The 21,915-nt window shown below is 44.0% G+C and carries 20 protein-coding genes and 1 pseudogene; 17 read left to right on the top strand and 4 right to left on the bottom strand.

Features of this window, described 5'->3' with window-relative positions; all coding sequences use genetic code 11:
* Positions 1-76: 76 nt before the first annotated feature.
* From BAA9072_RS21215 to BAA9072_RS21180, 8 genes and pseudogenes are all read left to right on the top strand, one after another.
* A complete protein-coding gene (locus tag BAA9072_RS21215) occupies positions 77-1,309 on the top strand; it encodes an ABC transporter substrate-binding protein (protein WP_201716609.1) in 1,233 nt (410 codons plus the stop codon).
* Positions 1,287-2,150: an ABC transporter permease gene (locus tag BAA9072_RS21210; protein WP_201716608.1), complete on the top strand. Its 864-nt coding sequence runs from the start codon at positions 1,287-1,289 to the stop codon at positions 2,148-2,150. Before BAA9072_RS21215 ends, BAA9072_RS21210 begins: the two co-directional genes overlap by 23 nt.
* Positions 2,151-2,160: 10 nt before the next feature.
* Positions 2,161-2,958: an ABC transporter permease gene (locus BAA9072_RS21205; protein ID WP_201716607.1), complete on the top strand. Its 798-nt coding sequence runs from the start codon at positions 2,161-2,163 to the stop codon at positions 2,956-2,958.
* A complete protein-coding gene (locus tag BAA9072_RS21200) occupies positions 2,955-3,923 on the top strand; it encodes an ABC transporter ATP-binding protein (protein ID WP_201716606.1) in 969 nt (322 codons plus the stop codon). The genes BAA9072_RS21205 and BAA9072_RS21200 overlap by 4 nt, the downstream gene beginning before the upstream one ends.
* A 12-nt stretch (positions 3,924-3,935) precedes the next feature.
* Complete coding sequence (locus tag BAA9072_RS21195) at positions 3,936-4,595, top strand: TVP38/TMEM64 family protein (RefSeq protein ID WP_201716605.1); 660 nt, start codon at positions 3,936-3,938, stop codon at positions 4,593-4,595.
* Positions 4,596-4,610: 15 nt separating this feature from the next.
* Positions 4,611-5,192, top strand: a complete 582-nt coding sequence (locus tag BAA9072_RS21190) for a CDP-alcohol phosphatidyltransferase family protein (protein WP_201716604.1) — start codon at positions 4,611-4,613, stop codon at positions 5,190-5,192.
* Between the two features lie 12 nt (positions 5,193-5,204).
* A complete protein-coding gene (locus BAA9072_RS21185) occupies positions 5,205-6,629 on the top strand; it encodes a dihydrolipoyl dehydrogenase family protein (RefSeq protein ID WP_201716603.1) in 1,425 nt (474 codons plus the stop codon).
* 458 nt (positions 6,630-7,087) lie between these two features.
* Positions 7,088-7,720 (top strand): annotated as a pseudogene (locus BAA9072_RS21180) (nuclease-related domain-containing protein); the annotation flags it as partial.
* Positions 7,721-7,850: 130 nt separating this feature from the next.
* Here BAA9072_RS21180 and BAA9072_RS21175 read toward each other — a convergent pair.
* From BAA9072_RS21175 to BAA9072_RS21165, 3 genes are all read right to left on the bottom strand, one after another.
* Positions 7,851-8,936 carry an FAD-dependent oxidoreductase gene (locus BAA9072_RS21175; RefSeq protein WP_201716601.1) on the bottom strand — a complete coding sequence of 362 codons (1,086 nt, stop codon included), beginning with the start codon at positions 8,934-8,936 and terminating at the stop codon, positions 7,851-7,853.
* 14 nt (positions 8,937-8,950) lie between these two features.
* The gene (locus tag BAA9072_RS21170) at positions 8,951-9,502 is read right to left on the bottom strand and encodes a GNAT family N-acetyltransferase (protein WP_201716600.1); all 552 of its coding nucleotides are present in this window, start codon (positions 9,500-9,502) and stop codon (positions 8,951-8,953) included.
* A 254-nt stretch (positions 9,503-9,756) separates the two neighbouring features.
* Positions 9,757-10,944, bottom strand: a complete 1,188-nt coding sequence (locus BAA9072_RS21165) for a dicarboxylate/amino acid:cation symporter (RefSeq protein WP_201716599.1) — start codon at positions 10,942-10,944, stop codon at positions 9,757-9,759.
* Between the two features lie 296 nt (positions 10,945-11,240).
* Between BAA9072_RS21165 and BAA9072_RS21160 the strand changes: the two genes are divergently transcribed.
* The 8 genes from BAA9072_RS21160 to BAA9072_RS21125 all read left to right on the top strand — a co-directional run bounded on the left by BAA9072_RS21160 (position 11,241) and on the right by BAA9072_RS21125 (position 20,622).
* Complete coding sequence (locus BAA9072_RS21160; protein WP_201716598.1) at positions 11,241-12,311, top strand: D-alanine--D-alanine ligase; 1,071 nt, start codon at positions 11,241-11,243, stop codon at positions 12,309-12,311.
* A gap of 83 nt (positions 12,312-12,394) precedes the next feature.
* Positions 12,395-13,771, top strand: coding sequence for a UDP-N-acetylmuramoyl-tripeptide--D-alanyl-D-alanine ligase (locus tag BAA9072_RS21155; protein ID WP_201716597.1), 1,377 nt, complete (start codon positions 12,395-12,397; stop codon positions 13,769-13,771).
* Between the two features lie 92 nt (positions 13,772-13,863).
* Complete coding sequence (locus BAA9072_RS21150) at positions 13,864-14,553, top strand: alpha/beta hydrolase (protein WP_201716596.1); 690 nt, start codon at positions 13,864-13,866, stop codon at positions 14,551-14,553.
* Positions 14,554-14,814: 261 nt separating this feature from the next.
* Entirely contained in the window at positions 14,815-16,338 is a 1,524-nt protein-coding gene (locus tag BAA9072_RS21145; protein WP_201716595.1) for a DEAD/DEAH box helicase, read from the top strand.
* A 294-nt stretch (positions 16,339-16,632) separates the two neighbouring features.
* Positions 16,633-17,151 carry a nuclease-related domain-containing protein gene (locus tag BAA9072_RS21140; protein WP_201716594.1) on the top strand — a complete coding sequence of 173 codons (519 nt, stop codon included), beginning with the start codon at positions 16,633-16,635 and terminating at the stop codon, positions 17,149-17,151.
* Between the two features lie 500 nt (positions 17,152-17,651).
* Positions 17,652-18,614 carry a UV DNA damage repair endonuclease UvsE gene (gene uvsE, locus BAA9072_RS21135; RefSeq protein WP_201716593.1) on the top strand — a complete coding sequence of 321 codons (963 nt, stop codon included), beginning with the start codon at positions 17,652-17,654 and terminating at the stop codon, positions 18,612-18,614.
* An 84-nt stretch (positions 18,615-18,698) separates the two neighbouring features.
* Positions 18,699-19,178: a PH domain-containing protein gene (locus BAA9072_RS21130; RefSeq protein ID WP_201716592.1), complete on the top strand. Its 480-nt coding sequence runs from the start codon at positions 18,699-18,701 to the stop codon at positions 19,176-19,178.
* The gene (locus BAA9072_RS21125; RefSeq protein ID WP_230980965.1) at positions 19,168-20,622 is read left to right on the top strand and encodes a PH domain-containing protein; all 1,455 of its coding nucleotides are present in this window, start codon (positions 19,168-19,170) and stop codon (positions 20,620-20,622) included. Before BAA9072_RS21130 ends, BAA9072_RS21125 begins: the two co-directional genes overlap by 11 nt.
* A gap of 45 nt (positions 20,623-20,667) precedes the next feature.
* Here the strand turns inward: BAA9072_RS21125 and BAA9072_RS21120 are convergent, their stop codons facing one another.
* Positions 20,668-21,252, bottom strand: coding sequence for a rhomboid family intramembrane serine protease (locus tag BAA9072_RS21120; protein ID WP_201716591.1), 585 nt, complete (start codon positions 21,250-21,252; stop codon positions 20,668-20,670).
* A gap of 135 nt (positions 21,253-21,387) precedes the next feature.
* Here BAA9072_RS21120 and acpS point away from each other — a divergent pair, with 135 nt between their 5' ends.
* Positions 21,388-21,738 carry a holo-ACP synthase gene (gene acpS, locus BAA9072_RS21115; protein ID WP_201716590.1) on the top strand — a complete coding sequence of 117 codons (351 nt, stop codon included), beginning with the start codon at positions 21,388-21,390 and terminating at the stop codon, positions 21,736-21,738.
* Positions 21,739-21,915 lie beyond the last annotated feature (177 nt).

Genomic DNA, 21,915 nt, shown 5'->3' with positions numbered 1-21,915 from the left:
TGTAAGGCAGATTACTTTTTTATATTATATGGTTCAGTACAATAGAATTATAGAAAAGAACAGAGGAGCATAATGGATGAAAATATGGTTAGCAATAGTTAGCGTTATTTCCTTACTATTAGTATCTGCTTGCGGTTCTTCAAATGCAAATGATACCGGCAAACTTCCTGATGAAGATTGGGAGACGATTGCGTCGGAAGCGGAAGGGACCAAAGTCAACATGTTCATGTGGGGAGGGGACGCCGGGATCAACCGGTATATCGATGAGGTCATGGCTCCCATGCTGAAAGAAAAGAACAATATCGAACTCAACCGGGTCCCTTTAGACACGACTGAAATCCTTCAGAAGCTGTATACCGAGAAACGGGCGGACAAAGAAAAGGGAACAATTGATATCGTCTGGATCAACGGTGAAAATTTTAAAAATGCAAAAGAAAATGACCTGTTGGCAGGTTCATTCACGGACAAACTGCCGAACTTTACCAAATACTACGATACAGATAGTGACGCCTTTCAATACGATTTTGGAACGGAAACGGAAGGATATGAAGCACCATGGGGGAAGGTTCAATTCGTTTTTTTCTATAACAGTGACAAAGTGGAGAATCCTCCATCCAACTTTGAAGAATTTAAAGCATTCCTGAAAGAGAATCCGGGGAAGTTTACCTATCCAAACCCAAGTGACTTTACAGGAAATGCGTTTCTGAGGCATCTTCTTTATGCGAAAACGGATTCGAATCTGGCCAAGAGTGGATTTGAAGAAGACCAGGCGGAGGAGATGGGAGCAGATGTTTGGGACGAATTAAACAATATGAAGCCATACTTATGGCGAAAAGGAGAGACATATCCATCCACTTTAACGGACCTTGATAAGCTATACAGCCAAGGAGAGGTATGGATGACGATGGGATATAACGAAGCAAGAGCGGAGCATTTGATCAAGGACGGAGTGTTCCCGGAAAGTACCAAGTCATTCATACTCAGGGACATCGGCGCAATCGGGAATACCCATTTCCTGTCGATTCCATTCAATAGCCCCAATAAAGAAGGAGCCATGGTGGTCATTAATGAGTTCCTATCCCCGAAAGCACAATATGAAAAGGTGAAGCCGGATTACTGGGGAGAAAGTTCCCCTATTTCATATGAAAAGCTGGATGAAAAATGGCGAAAGAAATTTAAGGGGATCGATCGTGGTGAAAGCGTGCTGGAGGCATCTGTACTGGAGGAACAATTCATTGGAGAACTTGATGCGGCCTATGTGGAATGGTTAAAGGAGCACTGGACCCGTGAAGTGGCTGAAAGTCAATAACGCGCTGCTCCTCCTGCCGGGCCTCCTTTTTTTCTTCCTTATTCCCGGATTGGGAATTGTCCTTGCGATTTTAGAGAGTGTAGAGGGCAGGGGATTCATCTCATTCGAACATTACCGGGAGTTGTTTGAGGAGGATCGCTTCATTCCGTCTGTTCTGTTCAGCTTGACCGTGACCGGGGTCTCGACCATCCTATCCCTTTTCATTGGCTTGGGAATCGTAAAGGCATTCACTCCGTTGTTAAAAGAAACTAAACATAAACTGCTCGTGTGGATTCCGATGCTCGTTCCTCATTTTGTATGGGCATATCTTGTTTATTTACTATTTAATCAGAGTGGCTTTTTCTCGAACGCTGCCGGTTTACTCGGCTGGATTGACGATCGCAGTCAATTCCCTGTATTGGTTCAGGACGGAAAAGGGCTCGGTATTATGTTGACTTACGTGTGGAAGGAAGTTCCCTTTGTGACCCTGATGCTGTTACCTGTGTATGCGACCCTTTCTAAAAGGTATAAAGAGGTCGCATCTTTATTGGGAGCGGGCTCATATCAAACATTCAGGGTAGCGGAACTGCCCTTTATCTTTCCTGTTCTCATCGAAACCGGGGCCATTCTATTTGCTTTTATTTTTACCGCCTTTGAAGTTCCTAAGTTGTTAGGGGCGACGTCTCCTCAAATGCTTGCGATCCTTTCATACGACTGGTTTTATAGCGGTAACTGGAGTGAGCGTCCTTTAGCTTTTGCCTCACTGGTTATGACCGGCCTTGGCATCGGGGTTTTCATGTGGCTGGTCCTTTATATTACGAATAAGAAAAGAATGCACATTACAAAAGGGATTGGGCATTAGAGGTGTTAAGATGAGAAAAACGATATTTTACAGCATAGCTTTTACCCTTTTCATCTTTCCCTTCTTCTTTTTAGTGTATAAAAGCTTTTTCGGTGTATGGGCATGGGGGAGTTCTAATCAAGGTAAACCGAGTGTAAGGGCGTGGAAACTTTTGTTGAACGAAGGAGAGTTCCTGGATTCCATCGGAGTCTCGATCGGGATTGCGATAGTCGTATTGGCTCTCAATCTTCTGATAGGGATCACGGCGGGCAAAGTGTTCTCTTTCTCTTCATTCAGGGGAAAGTCAGTGATCGAAGCGCTCATGCTGCTGCCGCTCTTTATTCCTGTATTGGTTATTGCCATCGGACTTCAAATTATGTTCATACGGTACGGGCTTTCTGATCACTGGCTTGGGGTTGTACTCGTCCATTTGGTCCCGACCATTCCTTACAGCATCAAAATGTTTAAAACAGGCTATGAGCGGATCGGTTCGAAATTTATCGAACAATCCACCATTCTTGGAGGGAATTCGATTCAACGTATGTATCACATTGAATTGCCCCTTCTTCTTCCAAGTATCCGCAGTGTATTATTCTTAACAATTGTCATCTCCTTAAGTCAATATGTCCTTACAGGGATCATAGGCGGTGGGAACGTCGTGACCCTGGCAATGGTCTACTACCCATTCACCGATACGGCAGATGAAGCAGTCATGGCGGCATTTTCCATCGTGTTCGCCATGATTCCCATTATCTTATACATCATACTTGAAGGGTGTTTGAAATTCATGCTCCCTTACCAGCATCTGAGAGGGAGGAAGAAACAGTGAGTCCATTTATAGAAATCCATGGAGTATCCAAAACCTTTAAAGAGAAAGAGATTTTAACAAACGTTACGTTTTCCTTGGAAAGAGGCGAAATTCTTTCATTGGTAGGAGCATCGGGTTCAGGGAAATCAACTTTTCTTCGCATTCTATCAGGCTTAGAATTTGCTACAGAGGGAAAGGTGTTAATAGATGGAACCGATATTTCTTCGAGCAAGCCCCAGAACCGCCCCATTGGTATGGTCTTTCAACAGCCCTTGCTATTCCCCCATATGAATGTTCTTGAAAATGTCATGTACGGGCTGGAAATGAAGCGGACAAAGAAAAGAGAAAGGAAACGTGGTGCGAAGGACTTTATAGAACGAGTCGGACTCGGGGAAGTCATGTATCATTACCCCGCTGAGCTCTCCGGCGGCCAGCAGCAGCGGGTTTCCCTTATCCGCTCCCTCATTCTGAAGCCGAAGCTTTTGCTCTTAGATGAGCCTTTCAGCAATCTTGATCCACAGATGAGGAAAGATTTGAGACAATGGGTCCTGACCATGTTTAAGGAAGAGGGAACCACAGTGCTGTTCGTGACCCATGACCGGGATGAAGCATATGAGATGGGAGACCGGGTAGCGGTATTACATGAGGGACGTTTCCTGCGAATCGGGACACCGGAAGAAATCTATTACCGTCCAGGCTTCCCCTTTGTCGCATCATTCATGAGTGACGGCCTCATCCTCCCTCGGCAGCAATTCATTCATTCATCCCATCTCCGGATCAGCTCTTCCAGGCAGAATCTTTCTCTTCCCAATTGGCAGGGGAAAGTACGGCAAAAACGGTTTATTGCCGGAACAAATATCTATGAAATATGGGTGGAAGAACTGAAACAGAAAATCAATCTCCCACTTGAATGGGAATCGTCACATGAAACGATCTGGCTGTATTCCGAGGCAGAGAACATTCAAACGTTTCACATAGAGGAATAGGAGGGAAGAATAATGAAGAAGAAGGAATTTGGAAAGATCTTTCTATTCGTGACAATATTACTGTTCCTCATGTGGCTCAGTCGGAGTTTCTTTCATGTAAAGCCCTATGACATCAGGGATTGGATTGTGTCATTTGGCATTTGGGCACCGATCGTTTTCATTGCGGTCTATACGATCCGACCGTTGATCCTTTTCCCGGCTTCGATCTTATCACTGGCGGCAGGGCTCGCTTTCGGTGCTGGGGAAGGCATTATATATATCATTATCGGAGCGTTGGGCGGTGCAACAGTCGCCTATTTTGCTGCAAACCTCCTGGGGGCGAAGCTCTTAAAAAGGCCATCTATCCGAATGGAGAAAATACGGGAAAAAATGGAGGAGAACGGCTTTTTTTATGTCCTATTATTACGACTTGTGCCGTTTTTGAACTTTGATTTGATCAGTTATCTCGCGGGAATGGGGAAGGTGAGATACCCTCCATTCATTCTTGCTACAGTCATCGGAATTTTGCCCGGGACGTTTGGCTATGTTTTTCTGGGTTCAAGCTTGGTAGGAGAAGATCGAACGAATTTATATATTGCCATCTCATTTTTCCTGGTCATGATTATCGTCCCAATCATCTTCAAAAAAAAGTTGAAAGCATGGCTTGGATTACCGGGTAAAGAAGATAAGTAAAGGGTGGAGAAAGACATGTTAGATACACATGCCCGTAAGTGGGTGCAGCCAAGCATAGAAGGGACCGCACGTCTGTTTCTGAAAAAAGAGTTATCGGCCAATCAAGTGACGATCATTGCCTTCATAATAGGTTCAGCCACAGGTCTGGTCTACTCCCTGGGGTTCCCGGTCATTGCCGTCATCTTATTATGGTTATCGGGATTTCTGGACGCAGTGGACGGTACCATGGCCAGAATGACCAAACCATCTCCCTTTGGCAACGTCATGGATGTCACTTTTGATCGGATCGTTGAAATCAGTGTCATCCTTGGCGTTGCCTTCTTGCATCCTGACATCATGTGGGCCCTCCTTTTACTGAGTGTCTCCATAATTATTTCCATGACCATCTTTCTGACCGTCGGAGCCGTCTCAGAGAAACAGGGTTTGAAGTCATTCTATTATCAAGCGGGCCTGGCAGAGAGGACGGAAGGGTTTATCCTGTTCAGCCTCATGATGCTGTTCCCCTCCATTGTCCTGTGGACGACTCTCTTGTTTTTTGCAGTGGAGCTGTACACGGGCATTCAACGTTTTCTAGAAGCGAAACGACTACTTTCATAAGGAGAGATTAAGATGGATCAATACGATTTAATTGTCATAGGAGGAGGGGCAGGAGGATTGACCGTCGCCTCTGGAGCCGCTTCCCTTGGGGCGAAAGTAGCACTTATCGAAAAAAGCGGCCTTCTTGGCGGAGACTGCCTTCACTTCGGTTGTGTCCCCTCAAAGGCCTTCATCCAATCCGCAAGAGAAGTGGCGACAATCCGGGCAGGCGAGACGTTTGGATTCGAGACTAGAGGTTCTGTCGATATGAAAAAGGTAAGAGAAAGAGTCAAAGGCGCAATTGCCCACATTCAACAGCATGATGATCCTGACCGCTTTCTGCAATTAGGGGTCGATATTTATTTCGGAGGAGCCGAGTTCCTCGACCCCCACACCATTTTAGTGGAGAAGGAGGACCGGATCTCCGGGAAGAGGATTGTTGTGGCGACGGGCTCAAGTCCCCTCGTGCCGGATATTGATGGACTGGCTGAAGTGGAATACCATACAAACGAAACCATATTTGAAGTGGATGTATTGCCTCATCGGGTTGTGTTCATAGGCGGAGGTCCCATCGGCCTTGAACTGGCACAGGCATTCTCTCAATTAGGATCTGAATCCGTTGTCCTTGAAAAACACGATGAAATCCTTGTGAAAGAGGATAAGGAAATCCGGGAAGCAGCAACTGAGTTACTGGAAAAGGATATTCAGTTTGAATATGGAGCGGATATCAAACGGGTTTCAGAGAGGGAAGGGCAGAAGGTGGTTCATTATGTGATAGACGGTGTAGAGCAATCTGTAGAGGGTGACTTGTTGTTCCTGGCAACAGGCCGCAAGCCCGGTACAGAATTCTTAAATCTGTCTGCTGCGGGAGTGGAGGTGGACGAACGCGGGTTCATCAAAGTGAATGATGAACTGAGAACGAACCATTCTCATATTTTCGCCATAGGAGATGTAAACGGCCGCTATCCATTCACCCACGGAGCCGGAATGGAAGGGAAGCTCGTTGTGCAAAATGCTGTATTCGGTTTGAAACGAAATGTTTCCTACAACAAGCTGCCATGGACAACCTATACGACACCGGAAATCTTTCATATCGGTTTGACTGAAGAACAGGCGGCTGAAGAAGGAATAGAGTATCACGTCTATAAGAAGACATTAGACGAAATCGACCGGTTCGTGGCAGATCACAGGACAGAAGGACTCGTCAAAATCATCACAGACTCCAAGGGGAAAATTCTGGGCGCCCACGCAGTCGGATCCGGTGCAGGTGACTGGATGCAGCCGGTCGTGTTCGCAATGGAAAAGGGAAGCAAGATTGGGGCTCTTTCCAACATGGTCTACCCCTATCCGAATCACGCAGCAGCCGTCCAGCAGACAGCGGACCTATACTGGAGAGAGAAACTGTTCGATGGCGTACTTCCTGTGATTAGTAAGAAGTATGTGGAATTGTTTAGATAAGATGGAAGCGTGGCTGCTTGGAGGCAGTTACGTTTTTTTGTGGGGTGTGGAGATAGTTCACTTAAAAAAGAGAGTGGAACAAGTTTAGGGGAAAGCAGCACAAGTTCGAGTTCGGTCAAAAGTGGAACGAGTTCTCGAGAAAGGGGCACAAGTTTCCCAAAAAGTGGAACAAGTTCACATAGAGATATCAGAACACACAACCTCTTCATCTTTAAAACCATAATATATTTGGAAAAATAAAGGGTTTTTTAATGTTATGTCGAATAGTTAAAGTAAAATATAGAAGGAGTTGATATATTGATTGCCAAAATTAGAGAAATACCACGTAGAATTGTAATGAATGAGTCACTATTAGAGAGGCTAAGACACACCCATACTATTTGTGGGATCGTCAAAGCAGATTTAGCCACACGAAAGGGGAACTATAATTAGATTATCACTTATCGTTTCTCTCCAGAGATAAGAATATAATGATTTTGAATGATCTACGTCTGGAAATAGAGGACAGCCGCTATTTCCAAATCGACAGCCTTATTCTCACTCCATATGTCGTTATACTACTAGAAGTGAAACATATAGCTGGAACCTACACCTTAGATTCCAGGTACGATCAGGCTATCCGAAAGCTTGAGGATAAAAAAGAAGCTTTCAGGCATCCAGTCACCCAGGTTGAACGCCAGAAAAAGCAGTTACTCCGTTGGTTTACAAAAATGAAAATCCCCTCCATCCCTATCACCACTCTTGTCGTCATGACAAATCGATCCACTGTGCTAAATTCGACTTCTCCTCATGAAAAATATAATACTGTGGTCAGAGTGGCAAATGTAGAGGAAAGAATCCTTTCCTTCCTTACATGTCATACAAAAGAACATCTATCTCTTAAAAAAGGTAGAAAAGTATCCGGTTTACTAGTGAAACATCATACACCATTTATAGCCTTTCCCGAAGAAATCTATGGTATCTCACGAGAGGAGATCAGAACAGGGGTCCAATGTCCGGAATGCCGTTATTTGCCCATGTTAAGAAAATATAGTCTTGGCACTGTCCGGAGTGCAAAAGAAATTCAAAAAAAGCGCATGAAGCAGCGTTAAACGACTATTCTTTATTGTTGGAACACCACTAGGGAATTTATGCATTTAGTATCCAGAAGGACGGCCCTCAATATCATTCAGTCCATGAACCTCTCCTCCACCGGCCAAACCAACAACCAAACTTACTCGCTCACTCCCCGTACTTTCCAACAAACCTCACATCAATCCAATTCTTCAGCCGCCACGCCCATCCGCTGACCAGTGAAAACGACCCGTATGTTAAGAAGCCGCGCTTATTTCCAAGGGACATAATCGCCAGATATCGTTTCTGTGGTTCAAAGGGGATAATCTTGCCACCAGTTGCTGCACCGGTAAGATTTCTCCATAACACAGGTCCTTGGCTGATAGCTGTAACCCCGTTTTTAGGGGTGTTGGGGAAGTCTTGTAAAGTCGCGCAGTCCCCGGTTCCAAACACATTGGGGTATGCCACTGATTGAAGGTAGCTGTTCACCATCAGGAAACCTTCTTCATCGTTGGGGAGTACACTGCTTCCGAACAATTGAGGGGCTTTGGGGCCACCTAAGAGGATGACTTCATCGTAGCCCAATATTTCCCCTTTATCTGTATGTACGTGGGTACCGTTTACCTTTTTCACACGCCCTTGATGCAAGTCGATACCTTTTGAAAGGGCAACTTCCCTCATTTTTTTAGACGAAAAGGAACCGGCCTTTTCTAAAAGAGGGGAGGAGTGGACGACAGTTATGGAATGTTCGCCACACCCTTTGTCCATCTTCCATGCTTTCAAGGATAAGGCCATTTCAATACTCGCTGCTCCGCCTCCGATAAACACTGTTTTTCTGCTGTTATACAGCTTCTCGATTTGCTCGGGGAAACGATAATTTGGTTTGATGGGCAGGTTGTGCGTATGTAAGCCTTCAATCTCCATAGAATCATTGCGGGATCCAATGTCGAAAGAAACAAAGTCGTAAGTGAAAATGTCTCCTTTTTCTGTTAGGAGATGCTGCTGATCGGGATCGATGGAGAGAACGGTGCTTTCGATGAAATCACAGCCGCTCCCCTCACACAAGCTTTCTAAATCGATCCGGGTTTCTTCCAATGAATAGATCCCCTCTGTGTACCCGGAAAACATTCCCGAGTAGTACTGATAACGGGAAGGGGAGATGAGGACCCATTTTACGTTTTCCCTCTCGGGGGGGATCTTTTTTAAGCAGTGGAGGTGACTGTGTCCGCCACCGACTAAGATGATTGTTTTCATAGTAGATCTCCTTTTTAGAGAGCGCGTTTTTCTTCCCATTCCTCCCGAATCATGCCCATACGGATGGAATCGTAGTAGACCCCATTGTAATAACGGCATTTTCTCATACGACCTTCAAGCTGCATGCCGATTTTCTCGGCAGCCTTCATCATCCGTTCATTCCCTGACCATGTCGTGATGCCAACCCTGCCGATTTCCTTTGTCGCAAAGAGGTGATCGACCCATAGGGATAAAGCTTCGGTTCCATACCCACCGTTCCAATATGCGGGATCATAAATGACGATGCCGGCTTCAAGCCATCTGGTGGGCTCATAATCCCAATAGTATCCGACGGTTCCGATGATTGTTCCGTCGACCTCGATGACCCGTTGGAATTCATCGCTGCGACTTTTATTTCTGATGGATGATTCCATATACTCTTCAAGGGGGACAAATTTATGTTCAAAATAAGGGGCATCCCATTTCTTCCATTCAGGAGAGGGACTCCCATAAATATAGTCCCATAGAGTAGGAAGGTCTCTCTCTTCAATGTTTCTAAGTGTTACACGTTGATCTGTTAATTTCAATTCATGAGCACTCCTTTATCAGGTTAATATTTTCATTATACAGAAAATAACCTAAATAATCAGAAAAGGTAATAAAATGAAGAAAATCTCAAGGTCACCGGTAACAGTTCCATGGATTTGGTCGTTACATCCACAAACGTCCACTAAGCAGGTGAATGGTGTGAGGGGATAAAAAATGAACGGTCTCAGGGGAAAAGGTGCGAATCAAAAAAAAGAGGTCCGTCCCTCAAACTCGAGGGACGGACCTCTGTAGGTTAACTTGCTTTAATGGAGGATACGCGTGAGTTTTTCTTTTGTGTCAGTTTGTCCACGATTGAAGTAATCGCTCCGTCACCTGTTACGTTACAGGCAGTTCCAAAGCTGTCCTGAGCTAAGTAAAGGGCAATCATGAGGGACGTCATGGTTGGTCCGAACCCAAGCATCGTTTCGAGTAATCCAAGAGCCGCCATAACCGCTCCCCCCGGTACGCCGGGTGCTGCAATCATTGTGATGCCGAGCATCAGAATGAACGGGAATAACTGAGTGAACTGCAATGCTTCACCTTGGATGAACATGACCGCCATGGCGCAGCTGACAAGGGTGATGGTGCTTCCTGATAAATGAATCGTGGCAAGAAGCGGAACAGAGAAGTCGGCAATCCGTTCTCTTGCACCGATTTTCTTTGAACGCTCTAGGGTCACCGGAATCGTCGAGGCTGACGACTGGGTTCCGAGTGCCGTGAAATAAGCAGGAAGCATTCCCTTCATCATGGAAAGCGGGTTTTGCTTTCTTAATGTACCGGCAGCTGTATATTGAATAACTAAAAAGATAAGATGTAATAGAATAATCATAACAAATACTTTCGCGAATACAGACATGATGGCACTCACTTGTCCACCTTGGGTCATGTTGGCAAAGATCCCAAGGATATGAATCGGTAACAGTGGAATGATGATTTTTTCAATGACAAGTTCCACGATATTCCTGAATTCATCCATGCCTTTTTGAAGAGTGTCTCCTTTAATGGCTGCCATTCCAAGTCCGATGGTAAACGCAATGAGCAATGCCGACATCACGCCCATGATCGGAGGCATGTCCACTGTGAAGAACCCTTTGAGAAGGGCTTCTTCTGGATTCTCAAATGATTGGGAAGTTTGGTTGGCGAGTAGAGTTGGGTAAATAGACTTCGCAACCGTAAAGGCTAGTAAACCGGCTAGTACAGTGGAACCATATGCGAGTGCAGTGGTCAATCCCAGAAGTTTACCTGCTCCTTTACCCATGGATCCAATCCCTGGAGCGATAAAGCCGATGATGATCAATGGAATCGCAAATCCTAGGAAATTACCGAATAATCCATTGAATGTAGCGAAGATTTTAACAAACCATTCTGGTGCAAATGCTCCAATAACAATACCTAGCGCAATACCTAAAAGAATCTTAGGCAGTAAACCGAGCTTTCTCATCTGGGTGTCCTCCTTGAAAGTACAAATGTTTTTAATAGGAGGAGTATACACCTTATAGAGGGATAATTTAATAGCTTTTTAAATAGGCGAAATCTTAAGTGTATTCAGAAAATAATTGGCAGGAACTGTCGCCGGACTGGTTTTCGTTTGCATACATATATAATGGCAATACTTGAATGTCATTTGAATCAAGACAAATGTGGTAATTTTTAATTTCCAAAGGAATCATTCTTTCCCTTTCCGATGAAAGTGATAAAATAGAAACATCTATTGTGAATATTGGAGGTAACTCATACATGAAAACGAAGTTATGCTTGCTGTACGGCGGTAAATCTGCTGAACATAATGTATCTCTGCAAACTGCCAAGGCCGTTATTGGCGCCCTGGACTTAAATAAATATGAAATCCACCCTATTTTCATTTCCACGGAAGGCCGGTGGATTAAAGGTCCACAATTAAATGCTCCCGTAGAAGATGTGAAAGCATTACAGTTTAAAGAAGGAGAAGAGATTGCTCCCAATGCCTTGAGTACATCCATCGCTCCATCCGGTTCTGAAGGATACGACATGATTTTCCCTTTGCTTCATGGACCAAACGGTGAAGATGGTACGGTTCAAGGAATGCTTGAACTATTGAATCTTCCATATGTAGGAAATGGTGTTCTTGCCTCATCGGCGGGAATGGATAAAGTCATTATGAAGAATTTATTTGCTCAAGCAGGTATTCCACAAGTCAACTACACGTGGTTTATCCGCAGCACATGGAAAGGGAACCCCGAAGCTGCTTATAAACAAGTGGAGAATGAAATTGGATACCCCTGCTTCGTAAAACCTGCCAACTTGGGTTCATCTGTGGGGATCAGTAAGTGTACGACACGTGAAGAACTGCAGTCTGCCTTCTCTGAAGCGTTCCAGTTCGACCGCAAGATCATTATTGAAGAAGGCGTGAAAGCCCGTGAAATCGAGCTTGGCGTACTTGGGAACGATCAGCCGGAATGCTCGGTGGCGGGTGAAATCGTACCTAAGAAGGATTTCTACGATTATAAAGCCAAGTATGAAGATGGAGATACAGCTCTTATCATTCCTGCAGAAGTAGAAGGCGGCATCTACAAGGAAATGAAGGAAATTGCCATTCAGTCATACAAAGCCCTTGATTGTTCAGGACTTGTGCGTGCGGACTTCTTCTTGACAGAGGATGGTCAGATTTATATGAACGAAGTGAACACGATGCCTGGTTTCACACCGTTCAGCATGTTCCCACTGCTTTGGAAGCACACGGGAGTGGATTATCCTACTCTGATCGGGAAACTTGTGGAACTGGGAATGGAACGATATCAAGACAAACAAACCATTAAACATACGATGTAGACAACTTGGGACTGACCAGAGGATTCACCGTCTAAGGGCAGTCCCTGCTCTATTTTGAAAAAAAGAGTAAAAGGAGAAAACGGATGTTCGAAAAGACGATTAAAGATATTTGTACCATGCTTGATGTAAAAAACGATCTTTCCATGTTTGATGCGGTTGTAGTAAAAGGCGTTTCCATCGATACGAGAAAAATTGAGAGTGGCAATGTATTTGTTCCCTTTAAAGGGGAAAATGTTGATGGCCATCAGTTTGTTCGTCAGGCAATAAACAATGGAGCATCTGCTGCCTTATGGGATATCAATGTTCCTAATCCCCCGGCAGATATTCCGGTCATTGTTGTGGAAGACCCACTGCTTGCCCTGCAGACCTTGGCAAACCAGTATCGTCATGAACTTGATCTAAAGGTAGTCGGGATTACTGGAAGCAATGGGAAAACGACCACCAAGGATATTGTGGCCAATCTTCTATCCGTGAAATACCGTGTTCATAAAACGCAAGGTAACTATAATAACCACATTGGGCTGCCTTTAACGATTCTATCTCTTCCACGGGACTCAGAAGTGGCAGTTCTTGAAATGGGAATGAGCGGATTCGGGGAAATTGAACTGCTTTCTGAAATCTCCCAGCCTGATGCGGCCATCATTACGAATATAGGGGAATCACATCTCCAGGATCTTGGGTCACGGGAAGGCATTGCCAAAGCAAAACTTGAAATCGTAAAAGGCCTTAAGCCGGATGGATTATTTGCCTACTGCGGAGATGAACCGCTTTTACAGGAGGGTGTCAAGGAACTCGACTTGAAATATGTGGAGACATTCGGAAGAAGCGAGTCCAATAGTATATACCCGACAAAAATCGAAATGAATAATCAAGGAAGCTATTTTGAGACTTCCCTCGCTGAAAGCGAAACATTCTTCCTGCCTGTCTTAGGTCAGCATAATATCCATAACGCCCTGGCAGGGATCCTGATTGCCCGTCACTTCGGTCTCAGACTGGATGAGATAAAAGAGGGATTACAGTCGTTGAAGCTGACACAAATGAGAATGGAAATGGTGAAAGGGAAGAAGGGCGAAAGCATCATCAACGATGCCTACAATGCGAGTCCTACTTCCATGAAAGCGGCCATTGGGCTTGTATCTGAGCTTGAAGGCTACCATACAAAGGTGTTGGTTCTTGGGGATATGCTGGAGCTTGGAGATCACGAAAAAGATTTCCATCAGGAGATCGGACGTATGATCGATCAAGAGAAGGTTCAGCTAGTGTTTACATTTGGTCATCTGGGATCCTTCATCGCAAAAGGTGCCTTGGAGAATTTTCCGGAGGATCGAGTTCAATCATTTTCGGATAAAGAGAGCCTGACCAGGGAGCTGACATCCATTATAACAGGGGATGAATTGCTTCTATTCAAAGCGTCCAGAGGGATGAGGCTGGAAGAAATCATCGAAGGTCTAAAGGCATAAGTTTAAACCTCTACAGAAATGAGCAAAATGAGCTTGTAGATGTTGGGAGTGTGGCTCACTCCCTACTTTTCGATAAGTAAGTGGGGATTAACATGATCGGTTGTTTACTAATCCATGGTTTCACAGGAAGCCCATTTGAAGTAGAACCTTTAGCTGATTATCTTAAAGAAAGAACCGATTGGAATATCGTCGTACCGACTCTTCCGGGTCATGGGAAAACCCTAGAGCTGAAAGGAATTAAGCATATCGAGTGGATCGAACATGCTGAGTCTGAGCTGAAGACCCTTTTGGATACATGCGATGAGGTTTATGTGATCGGCTTTTCAATGGGTGGATTGATTGCCTCTTATCTTTCAGTTAAATACAATATAGCTAAGCTTGTGTTGTTAAGTGCGGCCGCCTACTATATAAATGTAAAACAATTATTGAAAGATATTGGAAATTTGATTGAAGAGGGAATACAAGGAAATATACTGGAAAACGAGCTGTACACACGGTACAAACTCAAGGTGACCCAAACCCCTATTCTGTCCACATACGAATTCAGGAAAGTCGTCCGTATCGCTCGTCCACTTCTTCGCAAGGTGAACATCCCAACCTTTATCGCCCAAGGAAAGAATGATGGAATAGTCCCCCCTAAAGCAGCAAAATATATATATGAGACTATTTCCTCAAAGGAGAAAAACCTGTTTTATTCTTCTGAAGCAAAACACTTGATTTGCCATAGTGGAGATAGGCACGATCTTTTTGATAAGATCTACCAATTCCTGCAAAGTGAATAGATTGACTATTTGACATTAGATTGAAATTCATTTCTAGAAGTGGTAACATAGCTACAACATAGTTCTTAATTTGTTGGACGTGCTAGCTCTTCTATTTTGAAGAGTGTATTTTTTTGTACCAAACATAAAACTAAACATCTCATATAGACGGTTTTAGATTAGATACCGAAGTCTTTCGGTGGGTAAGATTTCGTTCCGACCTAAAAATATAATCAGATATTGATTAGTTATAAAAGATGTAAATTAAAGGAGAATGTAACATTGACTAAGTTTGCAGATTTAAACTTAAGCGCATCTACGTTGAAATCAATTAAACGTATGGGCTTTGAAGAAGCAACACCAATTCAGGCGAGTACAATTCCAGTCGGTTTAGAAGGTAAGGATATTATCGGTCAGGCACAAACTGGAACAGGTAAAACAACAGCATTTGGAATCCCGATGATCGAGAAGATCGATGTGAAAAATCCAAACGTTCAAGCTCTTATCATTGCACCAACTCGTGAACTTGCCATCCAAGTTTCTGAAGAGTTATATCGTATCGGAGCTGACAAGCGTGCGCGCGTGTTATCTGTCTACGGAGGACAGGACATCCAGCGTCAAATCCGCGCGATGAAAAAGAACCCTCATATCATCGTTGGTACACCAGGCCGTCTTCTTGACCATATCAAACGTAAAACACTCAACCTTGAAAACGTTGAAACATTAGTACTGGACGAAGCAGATGAAATGCTGAACATGGGCTTCATCGAAGACATCGAAAGCATTCTTGAGACTGTTCCAAGCACAAGACAAACACTTCTATTCTCTGCAACGATGCCGGATCCGATCCGCCGCATTGCAAACCGTTTCATGACAGAGCCGGAAGTAATCAAAGTGAAATCTAAAGAAGTAACAGTTTCAAATATTGAACAATATTTCACAAAAGTGAGCGAAAAAGAAAAATTCGATACACTTTCCCGTTTAATCGACGTACAATCACCGGAACTTGCGATTGTATTCGGTCGTACAAAGCGCAGAGTAGACGAATTAGCGCGTGCTCTTAGCATCCGCGGCTATCTTGCAGAAGGAATCCACGGAGACCTTTCTCAAGCTCGTCGTATGACGGTCCTTAAGAAGTTTAAAGAAGGCCGCATCGATATCCTGATCGCAACAGACGTTGCTGCCCGTGGATTAGATATCTCAGGCGTAACGCATGTATACAACTTTGATATTCCTCAAGATCCGGAAAGCTACGTTCACCGCATCGGACGTACAGGTCGTGCAGGTAAGAAGGGTATGTCCATCACTTTTGTTACACCAAGAGAAATGGGTTACCTGAAGATCGTTGAACAAACAACGAAGAAGAAAATGACGGCTCTTAAGCCACCTAGTTTAAACGAAGCCCTTGAAGGTCAGCAACGTCTTGCTTTAGAAAAATTGCTTGAAGCAGCGAAGGAAAGCGATCTTAAAGATTACTATCCATTAGCAGAAGAATTCCTTGGAGATCACGACCCTGTTCAAGCAGTAGCAGCAGCGATCCGTGTCCTAACGAAAGAACCTGATACAACACCGGTTGAAATTACGGAAGAGCGTCCATTACCTTCAAGAGGTGGAAATCGTGGCGGCGGTAATCGCGGCGGTGGATACAAAGGTGGAGCACGCAGCGGTAAAGGCGGTAGCCGTGGTGGATCATCACGCAGCGCCGGTGGAAATCGCGGCGGCGGAAGCCGTGGCGGAGATCGCAACCGTACTGGCGGCGGCAGACCACAATCTTCAAGCAAACGTAAATCTTATAACAATTCTTGATTAGTTGGAACACGATAACCTTTCGGGGTTATCGTGTTTTTTTATTGGTGTGTGTTTGGGAAGTGGATGAGGTGTCGGACGGACGGGGGGATTCCAATATTTGTTAAAAATACGCAATTACAATCCAAAATGACGCAATAAATAATAAAACGACGCAATTATCCGGAAAATGACGCAATCAGAGCCAAAAATGACGCAATCCAAATTAATATGTTAATATTTCCAAATCAAAAGGAGGTATTTCTCAATCTGCGGCGAACTAAATATCCATAACCGCTAAAGGAGTGTGAACAATTGATCTGTAAAGAGCTCAAAATCCCGCTAATTCTTGAAAAAACAGAAGCATTATCAGATCGGATCGTCCAACATCATCTCAAGGTCCCCCTCATAGAAAAGGATTTACGAAAAAGAAAGGCAGGCTACAACGGAGAATCCACGGTTTACTACCACCTCACCTTCCTAAAAGACAAAAAATATAAGATCTTTTATAATGTAAGACTCCCCATCCTTTCAAACCATTTCCAAATGGACTTTCTCATCCTTACGCCATACTACATATTGATCATCGAAGTGAAAAACATCTCAGGAATGGTGACCATCGATCCTTTCATCAAACAGCTCACCCGGACTCATAAAGGAGTGACAGAAGGGTTCGTCGACCCAATATCCCAAGTGCAAAGACATAAATTATTACTCCAAAAATGGTTCATTATCCACAAATTGAAGTATCCCCCAATTGATCACCTTGTCGTATTCAGTAATCCGTCAACTACCCTGAATTACACCTTATCCCCGGCTGCAGACGATCCCTAAAAAAATATAATTCATGCTCAAAATATCATCGATAAAATCAAAGAACTAAATGAAAAACACTTACAAATAACCGTTACCGATAAAGAAATCCTAAAACTTAAAAGACTCATCTTAAAAAAGCACGAGGAACCAGAAATAGACATTTTAAGAGCCTACTCCCTCACAAAAAATGACATCCTCACCGGTATACGCTGCGAAAACTGCCGCCACATCCCCATGATCCGAGTCAGTGCATCCTGGTCCTGCCCTAAGTGCCATAACTCTTCTAAAACTTCACACATCAAAGCAATCCAGGATTATTTCTTACTAATGAATAATCATCTAACCAATCGTGAACTAAGAAAGTTCCTCCATCTAAACTCCAGAAACACAGCCTACAAAATATTGAAATCCTTTCAGCTAGAAACCCAAGGAGGAACAAAATCCGTAACCTATTCAAAACCTACGAGATAATTCGCCTTCCATCGCACATACTAACCCAAAAAAGGAGTCCATCACCCATGACACTCGTAAAACTCGGCTATGTAGCCATGAGCATGAATCTTCAAAACGCATCACCTTCACAAACGATGACATATAAACAATTTAACGGGATAAAGGATCGGGAAGCGGCTATCCAAAAGTTAGAGCGGATTGCTAAGTCGAATCTTACGAATTGCCTGCGGCTTTTAAAGCATAATGTCCTGAATGAAATCCATTTTTATCGATTCAGTTCAAAATTGATTCCTCTTGCAAATCATCCGGAACTGAAGGGTTGGGATTTCATTTCCCCTTTGAAGGATGAACTCAATGCGATAAAAGTATACTTACAGCTTCACCCCATGAGGGTGGGGTTTCATCCTGATCATTTTGTCCTCCTCAATTCCAGTGAGGTGGATGTGTTGAAAAATACGCTGAAGACGTTAAAAATGCACGAAGCATTATTAAAGGGGATGGGGGTCGACCCTACCCACCGATGTGTTCTTCATGTGGGTGGGGCTTATGAGGATAAAGAAAAGGCACTCGAGCAGTTTATTCATAACTGGGGCCTGACACCGGTCTCTCTTCAGCGGATGATTATCCTTGAAAATGATGATACGGTGTTCAGCGTCTCGGATGCCCTTTATTTGTGTGAGAAACTGGGTATTCCTCTTGTATTTGATTATCACCACCATCTTGCTTATCACAAAATAGACTGGTTATTGGATTGGGAAAGAGTGGTTGCAACATGGAGTCAGTCCCCGCTGCCGGTGAAAATGCATATATCGAGTCCCCGGTCTCCGGAAGAATACAAGCCACATGCCGATTTCATTGATCCCAAAATGTTTCTCGACTTCTTACATGGAGTAAAGGGATCGGTGGATGAAATCGATTGTATGATTGAAGCGAAGAAAAAGGATGATGCGTTGTTTCAATTGGTAGAGGATTTGCGAGGGGTCAAAGGAATAGAGTGGGTGGATAAGAGTTCCTTTCATTTAATATAGCTGACGGCACAATCTGAAACCATCTCTGTTCCAAAACGTATATATACTGTAAGATTTAGTAAGAGAGATGTGAGGGGGATTGGAATGATAGGGGAACCGCAAAAGAGGATTTCGCCCATGGCCTTGAAGGTATGGAGGATTTACGGATGGTTGGAGTCGTTGGTCGTGGCTGCGCTGGCAGCCGGAGCAATTGTGCTCACTTTTATATTTGATTGGTCCCGATGGGTGATCGTAATAGCCGTTGGTGTTTTGATGCTTTTTACATATTTATTTGTATTGCTGCTTCCGTCGATCAAGTGGAAAAGATGGCGGTATGAGGTGAGGGAACAGGAGATTGAATTGCAGAGGGGTATTTTCATTGTGAAGCGGACGCTTGTTCCGATGGTAAGGGTGCAGCATGTCGATACGGTACAGGGGCCGATTTTAAAAAGATATGGACTATCGACAATTACCATTTCCACTGCAGCAACTGTTCATGAAATTCCGGCATTGGAAATGGACGAAGCAGATGAATTGAGGAATTCGATATCACAACTGGCGAGGGTGGCGGAAGATGATGTCTGAATACAAACGCCTTCACCCCATATCGGCAGTGGCGAGTTTCATTAAACAACTAAAAGATTTAATTGTACCTTTTGTGTTTTTATTTGTCATAAACAACCAGGGAGAAAAGAATGGTTTTTGGGATTACTTGCCTTTACTATCTATGGCGGCTGTTCTGGTCTTCGTTCTTGCCTTCGGGATTATAAAGTGGCTCCGATTTACTTACCGGTTGGAAGAAGGTGAACTGCGGATTGAGTATGGGTTATTTGTGAAAAAGAAACGGTATATCCCCATTGACCGGATCCAGAGCCTGAATTTCTCGGAAGGGATTTTGCACCGGCCTTTTGGACTCGTGAAGGTGAAGGTCGAAACAGCAGGTTCTTCCAACTCCAGGGAGTCTGAAGCGGAACTGACCGCTATTTCAAAGGAGGAAGCGCTGGAACTAGAAAAGATGATTTATGTAGAGAAGAAGGGTCTTACCGTTGCGGATGATTCCCAACAACCATCTGGGATTCAGGATGAAGAACCCTTTTTCGCCCTGGATTCTAAAGATATCTGGGTACTTGCGGCAACATCAGGAGGAGTAGGAGTCATCATTTCAGGTGTTGCTTTATTCTTATCGCAATTTAATGAACTCATCCCCTATAAAGCTGTGTACGAGGAAGTGGCCGTATTTGTAAAAAGCGGAGTGTTCATTGTCGCATTGACGGCATTTCTGGGCTTGATTTTTGCCTGGTTCCTCTCGATCGTTTGGACGTTTATTATTTATGGGGATTTTAAGATAAAAATAGTGGACGATCATATTGTTATGACAAGAGGACTGCTTGAAAAGAAGCAGGTGACGGTACCGTTAAACCGTGTTCAAGGCATCCGGGTAGTAGAAAATCCCGTCAGGCAGCTGATTGGGTATTGTACAGTGCATATTGAAAATGCCGGGGGTTCTGTTTTAGAGAAAGACAGTACGAGTATTAAGCTGTTCCCGATTGTAAAGAAGGAAAGAGTACCTGGTTTGTTAAAGGGATTGTTCCCTGAATATATCATTCAAGAGGATTTTAAGGGGTTGCCGGTACGTTCCATGAGGAGGTATGTGTTCAGACAATCCGTCTGGGTGCTGGTGCCAACCGCAGCTGCCTGTTATTTCTTTTGGCCGTATGGTCTTTGGGCTGCGATTTTGATCCTGCCATTTGGGGTGCTTGGTTACTACCAGTATCGAGCAGGAGGCTTTAGAATCGACGGGGGCCAATTATCTTTACGTTATAGAGGTGTGTTAAAGAATACGATGTATGTGAAGAAAAATCGGATCCAGTCACTTGATACGAAAGAGAGCTGGTTCCAATCGAGAAAAGGACTTGGGAGTCTTACTACGACGGTGAAGTCTGGAGAAACCGGTTATGCAAGTCCGGTCAGGGACCTTGATAAAGACGACGTTCAAAGGATTGCTTCCTGGTTTTCTCATCGTGTATAAATGAAAAGACGACCGGCAAGAGCGGGTCGCCTTTTCGCGTGTTCCTTATTTCCTTCCTGATATCCAGCCGATGACAAACCCTGCAATCAATCCGAAGATGTGAGCCGTAATGTTTATTCCCGACTGCATAAATGTCATAACGATCCCGATAATCACGATAGGTAAGATGATTTGACGACTTTCCCTTGTGATGAAATGATTTTTCTGAACGATCATGGCGATGTAAAACCCGAACAGTCCGAATATAGCTCCAGAGGCACCAACATGGCTGTAGGTGAGGGGTTTGACTAAGTACGTAATGATATTGGCAAACACACCACTTGCTAAATAAAGACTGACGAATTTCCATTTTCCAAGGTGTTTTTCAAGGGGTGGTCCGAATAGTACAAGGGAAAAGGAGTTAAATAACAGGTGGGCAAACCCCATATGAACGAAGATGGGGGTGATCAGTCTCCACCATTCCCCTTCTTTAATGAATACATTCACCCCTGCCAGTTGTTCATATACCCACAGTTGAGGGAAAATAGGAAGGGCGCTGACGGCAAAAAGAACGATATGAATCAATACAATCAGGGAAATAATAGGATAGTATCGTAAAAATTGAGAAAAACTTTCCGTTCGTACAAACATATTGTATCCTCCTAGATAGGCTCGTTACATAACATAAATAATTCAGTTAGTACTATAGTATAAGAAAACAGTGAAAATCACGAGTAATGTTATTAAAATATGCAAAATAGGACAAGAGTAGAAGGGGAATCCCATATGATCAAAGGAATAGGATTGGATATTGTTGAGATTGGGCGTATCCGGGAATTATTGGAACGTCAGCCGAAGTTCCTGAAGAGAGTTTTGACGGACAGAGAAGAAAAGATGTTTTTTTCTTTAAGTGACAGGCGCAGGGTTGAATATGCGGCGGGACGTTTTGCGGCGAAAGAAGCATACGCCAAAGCGAATGGAACAGGGATTGGGTCGGTGCTTTCGTTCCAGGATATTGAAATCAGTAAGGATGGAAGCGGCAAGCCTTACTTTTCCAAGCCTGATGGGGTGACTGCCCATCTATCCATCACCCATAGCAGTGAGTTTGCAGCTGCACAGGTAGTCCTGGAAGAGTAATTAAATTTCAAGCTTGTCATCTTCACTAGCATAATCCCTCAGGTTGTCTCATATATTCAGTAGTGCAATAGGAGAGACAAGGCCAGGTGACTAACAATCGCGGTTCGCTGGCGAATGGATACGGGCATTCTTTCAAGGATCGTCCATTCTTTGACACCTGGCCTTCCCCTCTCTCAA

The sequence above is a fragment of the Rossellomorea arthrocnemi genome (assembly GCF_904424705.1).
GTDB classification, from domain to species: Bacteria; Bacillota; Bacilli; order Bacillales; family Bacillaceae_B; genus Rossellomorea; species Rossellomorea arthrocnemi.
This window is presented reverse-complemented; position numbering and strand designations above follow the sequence as displayed.